The organism is Methanobacteriaceae archaeon, from assembly GCA_013403005.1.
Classification (GTDB): Archaea; Methanobacteriota; Methanobacteria; order Methanobacteriales; family Methanobacteriaceae; genus Methanobacterium.
In genome coordinates this window covers 1-19,728 of record JACBOA010000001.1, presented here as the reverse complement: position 1 = coordinate 19,728, position 19,728 = coordinate 1, and the positions used below count along the sequence as shown (strand labels likewise).

The window sequence follows — 19,728 nt, the reverse complement described above, 5'->3', positions numbered from 1 at the left end:
ACCTCACAATTAGTTTTTCACAGAATCGAAGGCTTTTTGCCATGATTTGGATTTGATTGGTGTGCTGTTGATTTTGGTCCTGGTAACCTCTATTGCATCCACTGGGCAGGCTTTCTGGCAAGCACCACAGTATATGCAGTAGGTTTCATCTTTGTGTAATTTTTCAGGTTTCATACCACCGTCAGTTGACTCGGGGAATGATAACACGTTACATGGGCAGACCATTACACAGGTTTCGCATCCCTGGCAGAGTTCCTGATCCAAAGTTAAGGTACCTTCGAATGGTTTGGTTACTGTTGCTGCGTCCACTGGACAAATATCCTGGCACCATCCGCAGTTTACACATAATTCATCGTCGATTACGGAGTTACCCACGATTTGAGAATCTTCCTCTTTAATATCATAGTCCCCGTAGGAACAGATTCTGCACACTGCTTTAATGGCATCCACTGGGCATGCTTTTTTACACACCAAACAGTAAACACATTTATCTGTATCTACTTTTATGTCTGCAGAGACTGTTGGGTTGTCAGATGTTGGTATTTTGTGATCTAGTGTGATTGCGTCTGCTGGACACATTTCTTCACATATACCACAGTCAACACATGTTTCCTTGTCGATTTCGATTTCTCCACTAACCAGTTTTGCTCGGTCAGGGAGTTCCCGGGCAATGGTGATGGCATCGGCCGGGCATGCTGTTTCACATGCTTTACAGTATATACATGCGTCGTCATCGATTTCTGCAGATTTTATTAAGGTAGGATAAGCATCCATGGTTTTTATGGATTCTCCACCGATCTCAAGGTCCAAGGCGTTGAATGGGCAGATGCAACTGCACATTCCACAGAGAACGCATTTGTTCTCATCGATGTCTATGCTGCTTATATCTTGTTCTGTTCTTACCATTGCACCAGTTGGTTGTACTTCAATGGCACTGACTGGACAAATTTTTTCACAGAGACCACAAGCAGCGCAAAGATCATCCTTAAAGAGTAACTTTCGGTCCTCTTCGCCTGTTCTCTCTACAGAAATGTCTTTTCCTTCAATTATTTCTGTTGTATCCATTAAATCTACCTCCTTTAATTGCTATTAGTTTGGTAAGTCACCTTCTAACACATCTGAAAACTGCCCAGTAACATTTAGTGATTTAATTGTGTTGAATTACCAGTTCGAGTTTGAAAAAACTGGATTTTTAAGTTATAAAACTTTGCCATCCAATTGAATCCAATTGATTTACAGAGAGTCTAGGCCATTATCATGTGTGTTAATTACACTCTTCAAATCATATAATATATAATTTCCCCAAAAAACCATATAGAAATTGATATATACTGGCGTGTAACAAGCACACTTTAACAGTTTAAAAAAATCCTACTAATTAAGATTTATCTTTAATAAAAAGAAAAATAAAAAGAAAATTTTGTCTTTATCCGTAGAAAAATAAAGAATGATCAAATTATAACCATTTTAAATGAAATTAATGGTTCTATTTTTCTATTCTAACTGCACATACCTTAAATTCAGGAGTTAAAGAATTAGGATCGGTTGCAGGATTTGTGAGCATGTTTGTAGGAGTTTCAGAAAAGTGGAAGGTCATGCTCACCAGTCCCTGCTGAATCTTAGTAGTAAGTTTCAATTCTGCCTTAACCTTTCCCCGGCGAGACTTAACCGTAACCACATCCCCCTGCTTTAATCCTAAAGCAGAAGCATCATCATAGGACATTTCCACGAATTCATGGCCACAGAGAGTATTTAAACCATCAACCTTTCTTGACATGGTTCCAGTATGATAATGGCACAGTTTACGACCAGTGGTTAAAATAAAGGGGAATTCATCATCGGGTAGTTCTGCAGATGGCTTGTACTCCAGGGGTATTAAATTTCCCTTCCCATTACTGGTGGGGAACCTGTCTTGGTGCAGGAATACCGTTCCATCATGGTCATTATTGACACATGGCCACTGAATTCCTTCCCTATCAAGGCGCGAATAGGAGATGCCCGCATAGGAGGGGGTGAGTTTTCTGATTTCATGGAAAATTTCTGAAGGATTCTTGAAATTGAATCCCTCTGCATTCATTTTCTCAGCAATTTCTTTAATAATCAACCAATCTGGCTTAGCATCCCCTGGTGAATTTAATGCCTTGCGAATCCTTTGAACCCTTCTTTCTGTGTTGGTAAATGTTCCATCTTTTTCTGCGAAGCTAGATGCTGGTAAAACCACGTCCGCCAGCTGGGCAGTTTCAGATAAGAATATGTCCTGCACCACCAGAAATTCCAGTTTTTCCAGTGCCTCTGCCACATGAGATGCGTCTGGTTCACTGAGGACTGGATTTTCCCCAATTATATACATGGACTTGATTTTCCCATTTTCTATATTATTTATCATTTCAGGGATTCTCAGACCCGGAACTGGGCTTAATACAGTACCCCATTCATGTTCAAACTTATGTGCAACTTGTGGATCATCCACTCTCTGATATCCAGGATACACATCAGGAAGCCCACCCATATCACAGGAACCCTGAATATTGTTCTGTCCACGCAGAGGATTTATACCTGCACCTGATTTACCAATGTTCCCAGTTATAAGAGCCAGGTTACTGAGAGCCATAACATTATCAGTCCCATGTGAGTGCTGAGTTATGCCCATAGCATATAATATTGAAGAATTCTTGGAAGTGGCATATAAACGAGCCGCATGGATGATATCCTCCTTCTCAACACCGGTAATCTTCTCCACAGTATCCATGTCAAATTCATTAAGGGATTTTTGGAAAGATTCAAAACCATTACATCGTTGATTAATAAAATCATGATCTACTAAATTCTCATCCACCATGAACCGAATCATACCCATTATTAAAGCCACATCAGTGCCGGGTTTGGGTTGAATAAATATTTCTGCATGCTTGGAAAGTTCAATTTCTTGGGGATTGATCACTATTAACTTTGATCCATTTTTTACCGCCTGAATTACCTTCATTCCAATGACGGGATGTGTGGATGTGGTGTTAGTACCTATGGCAAGAATACAATCTGAATCTTCTATTTCCCCTATGGAGTTAGTCATAGCCCCGGTTCCAATGCTCTGATATAAACCTGCCACTGATGGGGCATGGCAGAGCCGAGCGCAATGATCAATGTTGTTAGTGCCCATAACTTTTCTGGTGAACTTCTGGAAAAGATAATTATCTTCATTGGTACATTTTGAAGATGCCATAAGAGCAAAAGCATCCCCTGAAATTTGAGAGAATTTTTCTGCCACCAAATCCAAGGCTTCATTCCAGCTTACCTTTTTGAATTTTCCATCCTTTTTTACAAGTGGAGAGGTAAGTCTTGCAGGATGATTGATAAAATCCATGCCAAAACGTCCTTTGACACAGAGATAACCTTGGTTCACCGGATTTTCCCTATCTCCCCTGACACTTACAATTTTTTCACCACGAACACCCAGATAAATACCGCAACCCACCCCACAATAAGGGCAGATGGTTTTAACTTCCCTAGAAGGCCTACTATTTTGTTTAGGAATCAATGCTCCCACTGGACAGGCCTCTACACATTCACCGCAGGATACGCATGGTGATTCAATGATATCCTTATCATTGAAAGTGGCAATTTTTGTCTGGTAACCTCTGAAACTGAAATCAATGGCACTGGCACCCACTAACTCACTGCATACCCTTACACATATCCCGCACAGAATGCATTTATTTAAATCACGAATGAAAAAAGGGTTAGAAAGATCTCGAGGAATTTCTGGAATGGACGACCTTAAATTTTTTAAATCTTCTTCTTCGACACCCATGTATGCTGAAACGTCTTGTAAAGCACAATTACCATCCTGAGAACATTTTAGACAATCTCTTTCATGATTAGCAATCAAAAGTTTAGCTACGATTTTTCTTACCTGGCTAATTTTCTCATTTTCACTAATAATTTCCATTCCATCTTCAACCAGATTTTCACAGGCTGTGATAAGACGTCCTTCAGCATTTTCCACTAAACACATTCTACAAGCACCATATGGCTTTATATCAGAATGGTTGCATAAATTAGGAATGTAAATATCATTTTTTAGGGCAGTTTGGAGTATAGTACTTCCTTTTTCAGCTTCTATTTCCATGCCATCAATTTTGATTGTAATTCTATCTTCGCTCATATTAATCAGGGAGAAATTTTATTCTGCCGGTTTTTTATATTGCAGGCCTTGCATCTCAAGTTTTAGATTCACATGATTCACATTATAATTAAGGTAGAATCCTTTTTAAATAATAATTCTTATTAGAGAATTCTTATTGGAGATAATTTTTAATCAATATGGTGAATAACCACTTTTACCTATATAGTTTTTAAGCAAGATTTTTAGAGTAAAGTCAGAGTTTTTCAATATAATTTTTCATATAAAAGTTTTTCATATTAAAATAATAGAATTGTTGAGGTAACACCTATGAAGATCATAGCCGTGGCCGGGACCAAAAACACTGGCAAAACCACATTAGTCACCCGAATTGTAAGTGAACTGGCCAATAGAAACTATAAAGTAGGTACTGCGAAGCACACCCATGTTCAACTGGATGTGGAGGGAAAAGACACTTGGAAGCACCGCAAGGCGGGTGCAAGTGTGGTGGTGGGTGCCGGGGCAGATGAAACATTTTTCATCACCCATCAGGATATGTCCCTGGAAGAAATTATCAACAGCGTTGAATACCTTTTTAAACCCGATTTTTTAGTTTTAGAGGGATATAAAAAAGCCCCTTATCTTAAGATATCCACTTCACCCTTGGATGATCCTTTCACTCTCACTGAAGTTGATGTTATGAAACTGGATGAGGAATCTCTCAGGGAACTGGTTGACCTGGTTGAAGAGAGAAGTTTCGGGAAACTGGCCAATATAAACTGTGGTGAATGTGGTTTTAAAGATTGCAATGAAATGGCGCAGGCAATGGTAAAAGGAGAAGCCAAGGAGGACCTTTGCGTTATGAAAAAAACATCAGAGGTTTTACTTAAAATTAACGGATCTCCAGTGCCCTTAAATCCATTTGTTAATAAATTCATTAAAAACACCTTCTTAGGTATGATTAGTTCACTTAAAATTGAAGAACACGGCGAAGCAAAAAAAATTGAACTCCTGATACAACATGAAAGTAACCGATGAATATCAGCGCCCCATTATATCCCTGAGGATATCTATTACCAATCGCTGTAATGTGAAATGCTTTTACTGCCATCATGATGGCATCATACCCCAGGAATATGAAATGTCCCCTGATGAAATATTCCGAATTGCCAAAGTAGCTCGTGGCATTGGAGTGGATAAAATAAGACTTTCAGGCGGAGAACCACTGATTAGAGATGATATCGTAGATATTGTCCGTAAAATTTCATCACTAAGATTTAAAGACATTTCTATCACCACCAATGGTATTCTCTTGGAACATTATGCCCCAGATCTAGTAGCAGCTGGACTTAACAGAGTCAACATCAGTTTTGATACTCTCAACCCTCAAACCTACCGGTTTATAACCAAAAGAGACTACTTGGATCAGGCTAAAAAAGGAATTATAAGCGCGGTGAAAGCTGGTTTGTACCCGGTGAAAGTAAACATGGTGGTGATGAAAGATGTAAACCACCATGAAATCTGGGATGTTTTCCAATTCTGCCAGGAAAATGGAGTTATACTTCAACTTATCGAATTACTGAAAACGGATAACTGTCCAGATGCTGGTTTTCTGGATGATTATCATTATGATATGGGAAAACTCGAACAAAAACTCGAAAATATGGCTGATAAAGTAAAAATAAGACGTTTCATGCAGGATCGTAAAAAATATTTTATTGGAGGAGGAGAAATAGAAGTAGTCAAGCCCATGGATAATACACAGTTCTGTAAAAACTGCACCCGGATAAGAATAACTCCTGATGGTAAATTAAAACCCTGTCTTCTAAGAAATGATAATTTAGTTGATTTTATAGAACCCATGAGGCAGGGTAAAACAGATGAAGAACTGAAAGAATTATTTTTAGAGGCAATTAAGAATAGAGAACCATTTTACAATGGATGTAATTCCTGAATTTAACTAAAATTGCCTGAACTGCCAGATAATAAAATCTCTTGAATTATAGGATTAAAAAGAATTTTAATGGCTTGAAGGAGGTATTTAATGGCTAAATTTAAGTATGAGCCAGAATACAGAATAGAAATTAATGGGAAGCCATTGTTAATTGATAAAAATAAGTTTAATCTTCTAAAATACGTTCAAGAATATGGTTCCATCACCAGAGCCTCCCAGAAATCTAATATTCCCTATCGAAGTGCCCTTAAATATATTGAAAACTTGGAAAATCAGTTAAATGATCCAATCGTGATAAGTAAAAGAGGAGGAAAAGGAGGTGGGGGAGGATCTCAGCTTACAAAAACTGGTCTGTTCATATTAATAGAGTACAGGAAGGTTGAAAGTGTTATTGATATGCATAGTGAGGTTAATGAGATTCAATGCGAAATCGCAACAATTGACCTGGAAAAAAAGATTATGATCATTTATTTGGGAAAAGAAAAAGTTATCCTTCCACTTAGAGGAGATTTCTGTGTTGGAGAAAAGGTTTTAATCTTAATCAGCCCTGATGATATTATTATCACACTGGAACCGCAAAAATCAAGTGTTAGAAACGTGTTCAAGGGCAGGATAACCCATATGGAAGTTAAAGATGAAATTGTGCGTTTAAACATAGATATTGGGGAAATTGATCTCTTTGCCGATGTAACTCAATATGCAAGAGATGATTTACAATTAGATATTGGTAAAGAAGTGTTTATGGGATTCAAAGCCGCAGCGATTCCTGTGATTAAATTATAAGAAGTTCTAGGAAGTTTTTTTAATTTGTGAATGTTTCATATTGCTAACCTAGGCTTATATTCCCTGTTTATTTTTTCCATTTTATATTACATTACATGCATTTTTCATGCATTGAGAAGTTGAGAAAATTCAGACTTATTAATTAGGCTTTATTTGCTTTTTTAATGGCATCATACTTACCTGAACATAAATCAAAACACGTACCACATCTAATACATTTTTCTGAATTTATGGAGTGTATTTCCTTTTTAGCACCAGTTATTGCATCTGCAGGACACGATTTAAGGCACAACATACATCCCTGGCATTTATCATCAATTACAACGTAATTGATAAGTTCTTTGCAGTGTAAAGCTGGGCATATCCCCTCTTCAATGTGGGCACGGTATTCATCCTGAAAGTATCTTATGGTGGTGAGCACTGGATTAGGAGCTCCCTGACCAAGCCCACATAAAGAACCAGCTTTTATACCCTCAGAAAGTTCTGTAAGTAATTTAACATCTTCAGATTTGCCCTTTCCTTCAATTATATCTGTTAAGATATCCAGCATCTGCTTGGTTCCCAGTCTGCAGGGAACGCATTTACCACAGGATTCGTTCTGGGTGAATTTTAAAAAGTAATGGGCCACATCCACCATACAGGAGTCTTCATCCATAATCACCATCCCACCAGAGCCCATTATGGCCCCGGCCATGTTCAAGGAACTGTAATCAATTGGAGTATCCAGAAATTCTTCAGGAATACATCCTCCAGAGGGTCCGCCCACCTGAACGGCTTTAAACTTTTTATCATTGACTATCCCACCACCAATCTCGTATATTACTTCCCGGAGGGTTGTTCCCAGTGGTACTTCTACTAATCCAGTGTGACATACATCACCTACCAGTGCAAAGGTTTTAGTGCCTTTACTATCCTCTGATCCGACTTCACTGAACTTTTGCGGGCCTTTCTGCATTACCAGGGCCACAGCAGCCATGGTTTCCACGTTGTTAATCACTGTGGGTTTACCCCATAAACCAGATGTGGTGGGGAATGGTGGACGGGTGCGGGGGGTGCCTCGTTTACCCTCAATAGAAGCAATGAGTGCAGTTTCTTCTCCACAGACAAATGCTCCTGCACCTTCTTTTATTTCCAGATTAAAATCGAACCCTGAGCCTAAAATGTTCTCACCAAGAAATCCCTTTTTTTCCATCTGAGAAATGGCCTGTTTTAAGGTTTTAAGAGCGAGAGGATATTCTGCTCTGCAGTATATGTATCCCTCTTGAGCTCCGATAGCATAGGCTGCAATGACTATTCCTTCCAGTACTGAGTGGGGATCGCTTTCCAGGAGTGAACGGTTCATGAATGCTCCTGGATCACCTTCATCAGCATTACAAATCAGGTATTTTTTTTCTGATTCTTCATCACGACATAACTGCCATTTCATCCAGGTAGGGAAACCTGCTCCCCCTCTACCCCTCAAACCAGATTCTTTAACCCTTTCAATAACCTTATCTGGTTCCATTTTCAGTGCTTCATTTAATCCACTGTATCCTCCATTGGCCAAGTAGTGGTTGATGTTATTAGGATCTATTAATCCGCAATTCCGGAGTATCCGCCTCACCTGGGGTTTTAAAACTGGGAGTTCCCATATATCCTGTATTTCATCTATTTTACCTTCTCCCAAAGTCCCCAATGCATGCTCTGCCAGTGGGTCTTCCCCTTCAATGTAAGAGTGAACCAGTTCCCTGGCAAGTTGAGGGGTGACATTACCATAAAAAATAGGGGGATTTCCAGGTTTTATGATGGTGATTAATGGTTCTGCGTAACAGAGTCCTATGCAACCCACTTTAACAATTTCACATTCAATATTATTTTCATCGCTTTCACTTTGAATTGCAGATGCTACTTCTTCTGCACCAGCAGAATTACCACAAGTAGCAGCACCCACCAACACCACTGGTTTTTCACTATTGTAAACCAAACCCCAATCTTTTTCGGCTATTTTAACCATATCTTTAAAATTCATGATTTATTTACCCCTAAATTTATTATTATTTTGAAATTTGTTTATTATCCCGAATTAGTGATTAATAATCTAAATTGACTAATTCTTCCTGGTAATTTATCTATTTTTTTAATATAAAAGATAAAAAGGTTTTGCATGCCTTTTTAAACATTTTTATGTACGATCAAACATCTAAAATAATTTTTAATACAGAAATGATAATCCACTCTTCTTTCAACTATTTATCATGTTATTATATAAATGAATACGCGTGTAGAAATGTGAGATGAGTGCTATTTTTAGAAAAATACCAATTATTAAAATCCATATTATTCGATAGAAACTATTAGAATGCTCAAGTTCCTTTTTAGTAAAATTTATCATCTTTACCAACAATAATCTAATAGAGAATTATGTGGAGCTGGGAAAAAATGTCGTTTAAAATGCCAAAACATCACCAGAATATGAAAGAACGCTTCCCTGAATATATGGATGCTCTAAGTGATTTAGGAAAATCTGTTAGAAGCTGTGGTCCTCTTGATGAGAAAACAGCTCAGCTCATACAGCTAGCTGCTTCTACAGCCAAGAGGTCTGAAGGAGGAGTACACAGTCACGCGCGAAGGGCTATAGAAAACGGTGCCTCCCCTGAAGAAATTTATCAGACTTTACTCCTGCTAACCAGCACTATAGGATTTCCTACAGTTGCTGCAGCCATATCATGGGTGGATGATGTAATAGAAGACTCGATGTAGTTTTGATTTAAAGATTAAAATTGAAAACCACAATAAATATCCTGATTATTTTCAAATAGAAATTTTGAGAGTTTGAAATGAGCAAATTATTTAAAAAAATCAGTATTATCAAGGTTAACCAGGAAGCACGTGAGGTGGATGACCTGGTGGCCATGGACACCAAAATGGAACTCTTGGTTAACGGAGAAAAACTGGGGAAATTTTATTTAAGTCCTGATGATTTGGAAGACTTCACCCTGGGCTATCTAATTGATGAAAAGTTCATAAAAACCTCTGACGATATCCTGAAAATAGAATTTGAACCTCAATCAATCCAAGTTACCCTTAAAGATTATGAAAATATGGGAGAAGATGACCTGTCATGTTATGATGGTTGGTATCATCGTGAACAGACTATTCCTTCTGTTAAATCTGATCTGAAAGTTAAAAGTGAGGATATACTCTTGGCATATGACCGCTTAATTGAAAAAGCAGAAGTCTGGTCCAAGACCGGTGGCACCCATGTAGCTGCCCTAGTTGATGAAACCCATTTCATTGTCAGGGAGGATGTCAGCCGACACGTGGCTGTGGATAAAGTTATTGGTGCTGGTTTAAAAGAAGGATTAAACTATTCAAAAAGTTTTCTTGTGTGCAGTGGCAGGATACCCCCGGACCGTGTGGTTAAACTGGCCAATGTAGGAATACCTATTATGGTAACCAAAGCCGCTCCTACTGTAGAAGGGTTGAAAATAGGAGAGGATGCCGGCATTACTCTGATAGGTTTCCTTAGAAATGGTAGATTTAATATTTACACCCACCCCCATAGGATCGTAATTTGATAATATCTGGTGAGGTTTTCACTACTTAAAAGCAAATCAACATATCAAAATCATATGAAACCTGAAAAACTCACATTCTTAATCTAAAATTTATTAAATCATTGAAATATTAATCATAAAAATATTAAGATGAGTTATTAATGAGCAACATCGTTGGAATCTATGGAAATATGAAAATCCTGATAGAATTCAAATTCAAAAAAAGTATGAGTTGTAAAGGAAAGTTTTTATATGGAAACAGGGAAACTTTGGAAGCTTAAAGTTATTGGGGGGTTGAGCCGAGGTTTATTATGAAATTATTTCTTTATTATTTCATATTTCTTATTAAAATATAAAAGCCATTTAAGATGGCGATTGCAATTTTCACTCAATAACCGTATGTCTGGCTTTCATATCCTCTTCTGTTTTCCCCATTTCCACCATTAACTGGGCTATCAACCCGTCCAGGAATATGAGGCTGGTAACCTCAAATAGGGTTCCCAGTGGAGATAGAGACTGGTGCTTTCCATTTATCTGGCGTGTGATATAATTTTTTTCAGAATCAATTTTAGTACGGCCTTTTATGTGGACTATCACATCTGCCATTTTCCCCAGTGTGGATTCCACATATGATGTGACTGCAATTATTTTAGCTCCTCTTTTTTGGGCTATTTCAGCGGCACTTATTATGCTGAAGGTTTCCCCTGAACCTGAAATTGCCAGTAGGCAGTCTTCACTGGTTAAAGCAGGTGTGGTGGTCTCTCCCACCACATACACACTTATGCCCAAGTGCATGAGTCGCATGGCAAAGGCCCGGGCCACCAGACCTGAGCGGCCTAATCCCATGACAAAAACGTTTTTTGATGATCTTAACAACCCTGTCATTTCTTCAATGTTCTTCGGGTCTAATTCTCCCGAAACAGAGAGTACATTATCCACTATTTCTTCTATAGCCTCATTTAAAATCAATTGTTTCACCGTTAAAAGCATTATTTCGTGGATTATATCTATCAAGTATGATATATATAATCCATACTTCAATCCACATACTTGCCAAAGAGTATGATTGCTAAATCCAAATCAACTTGGACGATTAGAGAATTAATACAGTTTATATTTAGGGAATGAATGGCCATGGAGTTTAATCCAACATTAAACTTGGAAATAAATGGGAAAAAATTCACTTACAGACTTTTTGAAGCTTTAAATGAAATTTCACAAACCTATTCTCAGAGAGAAGCTGCCAAACGCTTGGGAATATCCCATTCGGTTTTGAATCGTCGCATATTAGACTCTGAAGAGAGGCTCGGGTTTAAATTAGTTCACACTACCGGAGCTGGCTCTGGTCTTACACCTCAAGGTATTTCAATACTTGAGAAATACCATGAATATCTGAAACGGCTGCGAGAAAGAGATAGATTAGTTTTATGCGGCGGACCCATATCAACTGGTTTAATGGACGTTTTAGCAAATAATTATGGTTTGGACGCTGCGATTATGAGTTCTGATGATGTTAGCGCCCTGGAAATGGCAGATATGGGTTTGGTGGATCTTGTTCTCTTGGATGATCCTGTGCATGCCTTTATCCATGACCTTGATTTTATTCCTGTAGCCCGGGATCATCTGGTGCTGATTTCCAGTTCAGCTGAACCCATGGAAAGCCCGGAGGAACTCAATGGCAAAAAATTCATTGAAATCCCCCATTCAGCTCAGAGACTGGCATGGAATACCTTAGATCAGTTGAGGATAGATTATAGATTGGTTGAAGTTTGTAACTCTCCTCAAACTGCACTTAAAATGGTCTACGCTCAAGATGATCTTCATACCTTCCTTAATAACAGCTTCACTTCATCAATTGTTTCTGGTTCGGATCTGTTTGCTGCTGACACCATGCACCTTATTACCATGGTCCCCTTCACTCAAAAACCCCAACTGGAAGATTTTGCAGAGTTCGTGCAGGGAAGAGGGCAGGAAATAGTCCTGGAATGGGGTTTTAAAAGGATTGACTGACTTTATCATCCCCTATAGTTATAATGGATTTTAATGTTGATTCAACACTCTAAACCAGACTAGCACTGATAATTATAGTTAATTTTAAATAATCTGAAAATAGAAATAAGGCAGGTGATTCTTCTGAGGGAAAAAAGAGATTTACTGGCCATTGGACACACAGCCATGGACTACATTATTCAGGTTAATGAGTTTCCCCATCCTAATTCTTCCACTGCCATAAAAAATATGAAAACGTTCCATGGAGGAGCCGCAGCCAATGTTGCAGTGGTTGCCTCCTCTTTAGGGCTTAAATCTTCCCTGGTATCGGCAGTTGGTGGGGATTTCCTGGATTCTGAATACCAGAAACATCTGCAAAATTATGATATCAATATACAAGACATTATAGTGGTGGAAGATGATAAAACACCCACTGCTTTCGTTTTAACTGATAAAAATCATGACCAGATATTTTACTTTTACTGGGGGGCTGCCAAGCAATTCAAAGAATCTCCAGTACCCCATGATGCCATAAAAAATGTTAAGGCAGTGCATCTTGCCACTGGAGACCCCTTATTCAACTGGAAATGTGGTAAATTTGCCCGTGCTCAAGGTAAAATCATATCTTTTGATCCTGGACAGGATTTGCACATGTACTCCACCCAGGATCTTAAGGATGTTCTGAAAATCACTGATATTCTTTTTGGAAATCATCATGAAATCCAGCGTATTCTGGAAAATATCCAGATGAATGTGGATGAATTAAGGCATTACGGACCTTCCATTGTGGTTGAAACCAGAGGTAAAGAGGGTAGTGTTATCTACTCTGATGAAACCATCAAAGTGGATGCCCTGGCACGTGAACCCGTAGATCCCACCGGTGCTGGGGATTCTTATCGTGCCGGGTTTCTGAAATCTTATCTAGAAGGGAAATCACTGGAATATTGCGGTAGGATAGCTTCTGCAGTGTCATCATTCGTGGTGGAAGCTGAAGGATGTCAGACCAATGTACCTAATTTTAAAAAGGTCCAGGAGAGGATGAAGAAGGAAAAATGATTTTTTTTGGAATTGATTAACTACAGTGATCTTGTTTAACCAGATTATTATCTTATTTAAATTTATTATCAAATTTCCATAAATTTAAACGCTTCTAGGGGACTGAAAACCATATCTATTTTTATGGTAAATATAAAATCAAATTAAGATTAATATCAATATTCAGTATGGGACTTATTACATCTGTATGCATACTCTATGGATTCTTATAGAAATTGAAAAACTAAGTCCAAGTACATTTACAAGTATAAGCTGATACGGTGATTCTATGACACAAATGGACGATGCAAGAAAAGGGATTATAACCGATGAAATGAAATCTGTTGCAGAAGCAGAAAATGTTGACGTTGAATTCATCAGGAAATCTGTAGCCCAGGGTACCATTGCTATTCCCAGTAATAACGGAAGGGAAGTGAAAGCTGTTGGTATTGGTGCCGGACTGCGAACCAAGGTTAACGCCACCATTGGTACCTCCACTGATATTTGTAATTTTGATATGGAAGAAGAAAAGGCCAGAGTTGCCATGGCCAATAATGCTGACACACTGATGGAACTATCAGTGGGCGGAGATCTGGATGAAATCAGAAGAAGAATTCTGGAAATATCTGACATACCAGTGGGAAGTGTGCCTGTGTATCAGGCTGCCATTGAAACCATCCGCAAGAAAGGCGCTGCCATCTACATGGATGAAGATGTAATGTTCAAGGCCATAGAAAAACAGGCCAAGGACGGTATTGACTTCATGGCCATTCACTGCAGTGTGAACATGGAAACCCTTAAACGTCTCAAGAGACAGGGACGTGAAGGTGGTCTGGTGAGTCGTGGTGGTGCTTTAGTATCTGCCTGGATGGTGGAAAATGAAACTGAAAACCCGCTTTACAAGAATTACGATTACATCCTGGAAATTGCCAAAGAGCATGATTTCGTGATGTCCATGGCCAACGCAATGAGAGCTGGAGCCATTGCTGATGCCACCGACCGTGCAGGAGTTCAAGAGTTGATAATTCTGGGTGAGTTAATTGACCGGGCCCGGGAAGCTGGTGTGCAGACCATAGTGGAAGGCCCAGGCCACATTCCATTAAACGAAATCCAGGCCAATGTAACCATCCAGAAAAAACTCTGTCGTGGTGCTCCCTTCTACATGTTAGGACCCATAGTAACGGACATCGCACCTGCCTATGACCATATAGTCTCATCCATCGGTGCCTCACAGTCCGCTGCTGCCGGGGCGGACTTCATCTGCTATGTAACCCCTGCAGAACACTTAGCACTCCCAGGACCAGAAGACGTGAAAATGGGAGTTATAGCCAGCCGCATCGGAGCCTATGTGGGAGATATGGCCAAAGGAATACACAACGGTGAACTGGATCTGGAAATGGCTAACGCCCGTAAAAAGCTTAACTGGGAAGCTCAGTACGCAGCATCAATCTGCCCTGCTGATGCCAGAGCTATAAGAGATGCCAGACCCCCAGAAGACCCTGATACTTGCACTATGTGCGGAAGTTACTGTGCAGTCAAAATCGTGAATGAATGGCTTGATGAAGCTTCTACCGAAGTATTCGAATAATGATATCATTTAAATAAAATTCATCCCACCATTTTTATTTATTTTAAACAGTTAAAACCCCCATTTTTTATTTTTATGTTTAGAAGGTGAATGAAATTGAAACACTGGATTGAGAGAATTGCATCTGATCTTGCTAACTGGGACGTGGACCAACACGTGGTAGCCAGTGGAACTTCCATATCTGGCTCTATACATATAGGAAATTCCTGTGACGTTTTCATAGCCAACGCAGTGGGTAACTCCCTGAAAAATCTCGGTGAAAACGCTGAGACTATATGGATTGCCGATGACCATGACCCCCTACGGAAGGTTCCTTATCCTCTCCCTGAATCTTATGAAAAATATTTGGGTGTTCCTTACTCCCAGATTCCCTGTCCTGAGGGTTGCTGTGAGAACTTCGTGGAACACTTCCAGAAACCCTTCCTGGAAACACTGCCTTTCTTTGGGATAGAACTTGAAACCTATTCCGGTTTTAAGATGTACCAGGAGGGGGTTTACAATGACTACATTAAAAAGTCACTGGAAAGAGCCCCCAGAATCCGGGAAATATTCAACCAGTACCGTGAACACCCCCTGAAAGGAGACTGGCTACCTTACAATCCTATATGTACTGAATGTGGACGGGTAAACACCACCACTGCCTATGACTACCAGGGAGACACTGTTTTCTACAAGTGCCAGTGTGGTTATGAGGGTGAAATGGACATCAAATCCGGTGAAGGGAAATTAACCTGGCGTGTGGAGTGGGCTGCCCGTTGGAAGATCTTCGGTGTGACCTGCGAACCCTTTGGAAAGGACCATGCAGCCAGTGGCGGTTCCTATGATGTGAGTAAAATCATATCCCAGGAGATATTTAATTACCAGGCCCCTTATCCAGTACCTTACGAGTGGATCACCCTGAAGGGTGATGCTATGAGCAAGTCCAAGGGTGTTTTCTTCACCCCTGGAGAATGGCTGGAGATAGGTGCACCGGAAACTCTGAATTACTTCTTATTCAGGAGCAAGCCTTTGAAACATAAGGATTTTCATCCAGGAATGCCGTTTTTAGACTTTATAGATCAGTATGATCGGGTGGAAAGGATATTCTATGGTGTGGAGGAAGCTGCATCAGAGAAGGAAATGGAGAAACTTAAAAAAATCTATGAAGTATCCCAGATCAGGTTAAGAGATTCCATGCCCTTCCAAGCATCCTACCGTTTCCTTACCGTGGCCCGGCAGATAACTAGTGACCCGGAAAAGATCTTCGATATACTGGAACGTAACTCACAACTTCCAGCTGAGATGGAAGGAGTGTCCTATGAAAATGTTGATGTTGAAGTCAAAGACCGTTTAGCTTCTAGACTAACCAATGTGGAAAACTGGTTGAATAAATATGCCCCTGAATTTGTGAAGTTCCAGGTGCAGGAAGAACTGCCCAAAGTAGAAATTAATGATAAACAGCAATCATTCCTCCTTAGGGTAGCAGATGTTCTGGAGAAATCTGACCACACCTCACAAGAATTACATGATGAGATGTACCTCATACTAAAGGATCTGGGGTTGAAACCACAGAAAGCGTTCCAGGCCATTTATAAGGTGATTATTGGGAAAAAACAAGGCCCCAGAGCAGCTTCATTTGTACTGTCCCTTGATAAGGATTTTGTTATTAAAAGATTTAGAAGAGAAGCTTAAAAACACCTTAATTTAAATTTAATCCTATAAAACCCCATCATCAGAATATTTAAGTCAGGAATATTTAAGTTAATCAGGTTCAAATGATATTTAGGGCGTTAAGGTGAAGGTAAGAATTCAAGAACAGACATATTAAATGAATTCACACCCTCAACATCCCGAAATTAATATATTCACCATTATTAATAAACTCATTGAGAATCATATTAAACCTGAATTAGGGTTATAAATTAGGGTTATAAGTTATAACTTGGAGGATTGTTTTTTTGAGAGTGAAACTCACAGAAAGGGAAGTTCTAAACCCCCTGGGAGAAGTAGAAAAAACAAAAATAAATTTGAATTCATTCCCCTATGATTTTAACAGGGTTTCTCTGGTGGATAACACCAAACCCGGAGCAGAAATCATTCTAAAAGTACTTTCTGAATCCATGGGAAAACGGGAATTTATGTGGGTGAGGAAAGCTGCTGGAGCACCAGCAACTGAGGAACAAATCCAAAGTGCTGCGTCTTCAGAAGTGGCAATTTTAGCCCTAGGAGATTGTGGATCATGCACTAGCTGGGTTATACTGGACGCTATTCGCCTGGAAGAGTATGGAACTCCCACCATATCCATCTGCTCGGATCATTTCGCACCCTTCGCCAGACAACTGGCTGAATCACATGGGATGAGAGATTTGAGAATTCTGGAAATTGAACACCCCCTGGCCGGACTTACCCGTGATGAAGTAGAAGACAAAACCCTGAAAATAGTTCCAAACCTCCTTTATCTCCTACAAATACCCTAAAAATCATAAATTCAGGATATTTCACAGAAAATCAGCGTGAAGTAACACTGACAAAATTTAAATGATCAAGTATGGCAAAAAAATATGGCAAAAAAACAGGTACAGAATCCTGTGGCTGTCTCATCGACGATTTATTGAATGATAGATGTGATACAGCGCCCAAGGATATAACTAAATCAGATGAAGATCGTCTTTGTAAAGTTCAGGAAAGCGACATGGAATTTTTCATAGATCCTGACCCCGAGAAGCTTAGCCATGATTTTTATCAGCGCAGGTTAACCGACGGCCTGCCCATAATACCACCTACCAGAGAACGGGTGGATCGTTTCCTTAAGTTTTCTGATTGTGAAGATCAAGACGTTATAGGTGTTCTTCCCCCTAAAATGGGCCATGCCACCCCTTTAAAGATTGCAATTAATTCTGTTATGGCCGGATGTCTCCCTTCATTCCAACCAGTGCTCCAACATGCTGTAAAGGCTATTTCTCATGAAAAGTTCAACTTGGCTGGTGTTAACGCCACCACCCACCCCGTATCTATTTGCACTATAATAAACGGCCCCATAGCTAGAGAACTTGGAATTAATAGTGGTACTGGGTGTTTAGGTCCCAGCAACATTGCAAATTCAACCATTGGCCGAGCCATTCGACTTTGTCTTATTAACATCGCCGGAGCCATTCCCGGGGTTGGTGACCATGCCACCCATGGTTCTCCAGCCAAATACAGTTACTCTTTTGCTGAAGACGAAGAAAAAAATCCATGGACCCCCTTGCAAATAGAAAGAGGCTATAAAAAGAGTGAGAGTACTGTAACCATGATGGCTGCTGAATCTCCCCATAATGTTAATGACCATCGCAGTAAATCTGCAGAGGACCTACTGGATACCATAATACATACTGCAACCACTGCAGGTTCTAACAACAGCCACGTTCCTGGTGAAATCCTGGTTATCATGAGCCCTGAGCATGCTGCAACCATAAATAGGGATGGATGGTCTAAAAAAGATGTTCAAACATATATTCATGAAAAATCACACCTACCCCTGCAACTGGGAGATCGTGGGGGTCGGAAGTTGGATGAAAAGTGGATAAATGGGGATGAAGTCCATATAACCCGTTCTCCCTCGGATGTGGTTCTAGTGGTGGCTGGAGGGCCAGGTAGGCATACCATGATCAGTCACGGTTTTGGTACGGGTTCTGAATCTGTAACTATACCCCTAACTCTAAAAAATGGCATTACTGCCAAATCTGTAGAAGAATTTAAACAGGAATAGGCTTTTCACATGGCTAGGTAAAAATTTATGATTTTTTGTTTTAATTTTTCCATAAATACCCAACTACGCATTATTTATAAAAAAACGGCTCAAGTGAAAAATTATAAAAAAAAATAATTGTTTAAAAATTGATAATTATTTAATCAAAGTTTTCTGGGTCGCTATAGATTATTTCATTTTTATCCATGTACACATAAGTGAGAACCAGTGCAAAGTAGGGATATAGCAAAGTATAAACTATAATATTTAAAATTATGCCTAAAATTGAGCCCAATATAGGTATTATACTTAAAATAAGATTTATAAAGCCTAAAAGTGCCATTACGCATATTAATAGTACTAAATTTATAATAAGCACCACAATGACGTCGGCTATGTTTTCTCTTAGGAGTCTAAAGCTTTCTTTTAATGATCCTATTATTGATTTTTCACCTACCACTATGGACTGATTGGCAAATATGAAAATTGTCGGTACAGCCAGCCAGAAAATGAAACTCACTAAGACTCCAATTATGGTTAAAACTGGGAATAACCCATAGGCACCATCAATTATAACCCCCAATAGAGCAGGTAAGGCGAATATGAATAGAAGGATGATTATTAAAATTGACACTGCAAAGATCGGTGTTGACCCTTTTATGTGTTGATGTTTTTGTGGTATGGGAATGTTAGTAGTTCTTCCAAGGTCCAGATGTGGTCTGTGATTCCTACGGACATCATAGGTGTTCTTTTTTGATATTTTCTCCACACTTTACCATTTACTTGTGTTTTACAAGGTTTTTTCAGGGAATTGTGTGTTCGTACGAAGTTGTGGTCTGTCATTTGTAGTGTGGCATGATGTTGGAGCCATTCATCTTTTTTGGAATAAACTAATGTTTTTCTTGTTAATCTATTGTTATCTTGCCTTAAAGTCAAATTCTCTCGTTCTATGTAAAAAGTAGAGATGAAACTAGAGTCAATATCTTCTTCCATGCCATATATGATGCGTTTTTCAAT

At 39.3% G+C, this 19,728-nt stretch carries 17 protein-coding genes; 11 read left to right on the top strand and 6 right to left on the bottom strand.

Going from position 1 to position 19,728, the window contains the following annotated elements; translation table 11 throughout:
* Window positions 1-9: 9 nt before the first annotated feature.
* Window positions 10-1,065, bottom strand: a complete 1,056-nt coding sequence (locus HVN35_00085) for a 4Fe-4S binding protein (GenBank protein NYB50959.1) — start codon at window positions 1,063-1,065, stop codon at window positions 10-12.
* 421 nt (window positions 1,066-1,486) lie between these two features.
* Complete coding sequence (fdhF, locus tag HVN35_00080) at window positions 1,487-4,162, bottom strand: formate dehydrogenase subunit alpha (GenBank protein ID NYB50958.1); 2,676 nt, start codon at window positions 4,160-4,162, stop codon at window positions 1,487-1,489.
* A 288-nt stretch (window positions 4,163-4,450) separates the two neighbouring features.
* Between fdhF and mobB the strand changes: the two genes are divergently transcribed.
* From mobB to HVN35_00065, 3 genes are all read left to right on the top strand, one after another.
* Window positions 4,451-5,158: a molybdopterin-guanine dinucleotide biosynthesis protein B gene (gene mobB / locus HVN35_00075; protein ID NYB50957.1), complete on the top strand. Its 708-nt coding sequence runs from the start codon at window positions 4,451-4,453 to the stop codon at window positions 5,156-5,158.
* Window positions 5,142-6,074: a GTP 3',8-cyclase MoaA gene (moaA, locus tag HVN35_00070; GenBank protein ID NYB50956.1), complete on the top strand. Its 933-nt coding sequence runs from the start codon at window positions 5,142-5,144 to the stop codon at window positions 6,072-6,074. Before mobB ends, moaA begins: the two co-directional genes overlap by 17 nt.
* A gap of 90 nt (window positions 6,075-6,164) precedes the next feature.
* Window positions 6,165-6,857 carry a TOBE domain-containing protein gene (locus HVN35_00065; GenBank protein NYB50955.1) on the top strand — a complete coding sequence of 231 codons (693 nt, stop codon included), beginning with the start codon at window positions 6,165-6,167 and terminating at the stop codon, window positions 6,855-6,857.
* A 142-nt stretch (window positions 6,858-6,999) separates the two neighbouring features.
* On the opposite strand, the gene HVN35_00060 is transcribed toward HVN35_00065, so the two are convergent.
* Window positions 7,000-8,865, bottom strand: coding sequence for an NADH-quinone oxidoreductase subunit NuoF (locus tag HVN35_00060; protein ID NYB50954.1), 1,866 nt, complete (start codon window positions 8,863-8,865; stop codon window positions 7,000-7,002).
* A 410-nt stretch (window positions 8,866-9,275) separates the two neighbouring features.
* Here HVN35_00060 and HVN35_00055 point away from each other — a divergent pair, with 410 nt between their 5' ends.
* Window positions 9,276-9,596 (top strand): carboxymuconolactone decarboxylase family protein, encoded by a 321-nt coding sequence (locus tag HVN35_00055; GenBank protein NYB50953.1) that lies wholly within the window; start codon window positions 9,276-9,278, stop codon window positions 9,594-9,596.
* 77 nt (window positions 9,597-9,673) lie between these two features.
* On the top strand, window positions 9,674-10,414 hold the full coding sequence (fdhD, locus tag HVN35_00050; GenBank protein NYB50952.1) for a formate dehydrogenase accessory sulfurtransferase FdhD: 741 nt from the start codon (window positions 9,674-9,676) through the stop codon (window positions 10,412-10,414).
* Between the two features lie 363 nt (window positions 10,415-10,777).
* Here fdhD and hxlB read toward each other — a convergent pair whose 3' ends face one another.
* Window positions 10,778-11,383: a 6-phospho-3-hexuloisomerase gene (hxlB, locus tag HVN35_00045; protein NYB50951.1), complete on the bottom strand. Its 606-nt coding sequence runs from the start codon at window positions 11,381-11,383 to the stop codon at window positions 10,778-10,780.
* Between the two features lie 144 nt (window positions 11,384-11,527).
* Between hxlB and HVN35_00040 the strand changes: the two genes are divergently transcribed.
* From HVN35_00040 to HVN35_00015, 6 genes are all read left to right on the top strand, one after another.
* The gene (locus tag HVN35_00040; GenBank protein NYB50950.1) at window positions 11,528-12,403 is read left to right on the top strand and encodes a LysR family transcriptional regulator; all 876 of its coding nucleotides are present in this window, start codon (window positions 11,528-11,530) and stop codon (window positions 12,401-12,403) included.
* A gap of 123 nt (window positions 12,404-12,526) precedes the next feature.
* On the top strand, window positions 12,527-13,438 hold the full coding sequence (locus tag HVN35_00035; protein NYB50949.1) for a carbohydrate kinase family protein: 912 nt from the start codon (window positions 12,527-12,529) through the stop codon (window positions 13,436-13,438).
* A 268-nt stretch (window positions 13,439-13,706) separates the two neighbouring features.
* Window positions 13,707-15,005, top strand: coding sequence for a phosphomethylpyrimidine synthase (thiC, locus tag HVN35_00030; GenBank protein NYB50948.1), 1,299 nt, complete (start codon window positions 13,707-13,709; stop codon window positions 15,003-15,005).
* Window positions 15,006-15,101: 96 nt separating this feature from the next.
* A complete protein-coding gene (locus HVN35_00025) occupies window positions 15,102-16,676 on the top strand; it encodes a lysine--tRNA ligase (GenBank protein NYB50947.1) in 1,575 nt (524 codons plus the stop codon).
* A 266-nt stretch (window positions 16,677-16,942) separates the two neighbouring features.
* Window positions 16,943-17,461, top strand: a complete 519-nt coding sequence (locus tag HVN35_00020; GenBank protein ID NYB50946.1) for a hypothetical protein — start codon at window positions 16,943-16,945, stop codon at window positions 17,459-17,461.
* A 71-nt stretch (window positions 17,462-17,532) separates the two neighbouring features.
* Window positions 17,533-18,732, top strand: coding sequence for a hypothetical protein (locus tag HVN35_00015; protein NYB50945.1), 1,200 nt, complete (start codon window positions 17,533-17,535; stop codon window positions 18,730-18,732).
* A 139-nt stretch (window positions 18,733-18,871) separates the two neighbouring features.
* On the opposite strand, the gene HVN35_00010 is transcribed toward HVN35_00015, so the two are convergent.
* Together HVN35_00010 and HVN35_00005 are read right to left on the bottom strand one after the other, a co-directional pair.
* On the bottom strand, window positions 18,872-19,480 hold the full coding sequence (locus tag HVN35_00010; protein NYB50944.1) for a hypothetical protein: 609 nt from the start codon (window positions 19,478-19,480) through the stop codon (window positions 18,872-18,874).
* Window positions 19,369-19,728, bottom strand: a 360-nt coding sequence (locus HVN35_00005) for a hypothetical protein (protein ID NYB50943.1), incomplete at its 5' end; no start/stop codon positions are given. The genes HVN35_00005 and HVN35_00010, both read right to left, overlap by 112 nt.

Bases quoted from the DNA above. Each gene is read 5' to 3' on its own strand.
- HVN35_00055 (NYB50953.1), top strand. From the start codon at position 9,276: ATGTCGTTTAAAATGCCAAAACATCACCAGAATATGAAAGAACGCTTC.
- hxlB (NYB50951.1), bottom strand. From the start codon at position 11,383: ATGCTTTTAACGGTGAAACAATTGATTTTAAATGAGGCTATAGAAGAA.
- HVN35_00040 (NYB50950.1), top strand. From the start codon at position 11,528: ATGGAGTTTAATCCAACATTAAACTTGGAAATAAATGGGAAAAAATTC.
- HVN35_00060 (NYB50954.1), bottom strand. From the start codon at position 8,865: ATGAATTTTAAAGATATGGTTAAAATAGCCGAAAAAGATTGGGGTTTG.
- moaA (NYB50956.1), top strand. From the start codon at position 5,142: ATGAAAGTAACCGATGAATATCAGCGCCCCATTATATCCCTGAGGATA.
- fdhF (NYB50958.1), bottom strand. From the start codon at position 4,162: ATGAGCGAAGATAGAATTACAATCAAAATTGATGGCATGGAAATAGAA.
- thiC (NYB50948.1), top strand. From the start codon at position 13,707: ATGACACAAATGGACGATGCAAGAAAAGGGATTATAACCGATGAAATG.
- HVN35_00085 (NYB50959.1), bottom strand. From the start codon at position 1,065: ATGGATACAACAGAAATAATTGAAGGAAAAGACATTTCTGTAGAGAGA.
- mobB (NYB50957.1), top strand. From the start codon at position 4,451: ATGAAGATCATAGCCGTGGCCGGGACCAAAAACACTGGCAAAACCACA.
- fdhD (NYB50952.1), top strand. From the start codon at position 9,674: ATGAGCAAATTATTTAAAAAAATCAGTATTATCAAGGTTAACCAGGAA.
- HVN35_00065 (NYB50955.1), top strand. From the start codon at position 6,165: ATGGCTAAATTTAAGTATGAGCCAGAATACAGAATAGAAATTAATGGG.
- HVN35_00015 (NYB50945.1), top strand. From the start codon at position 17,533: ATGGCAAAAAAATATGGCAAAAAAACAGGTACAGAATCCTGTGGCTGT.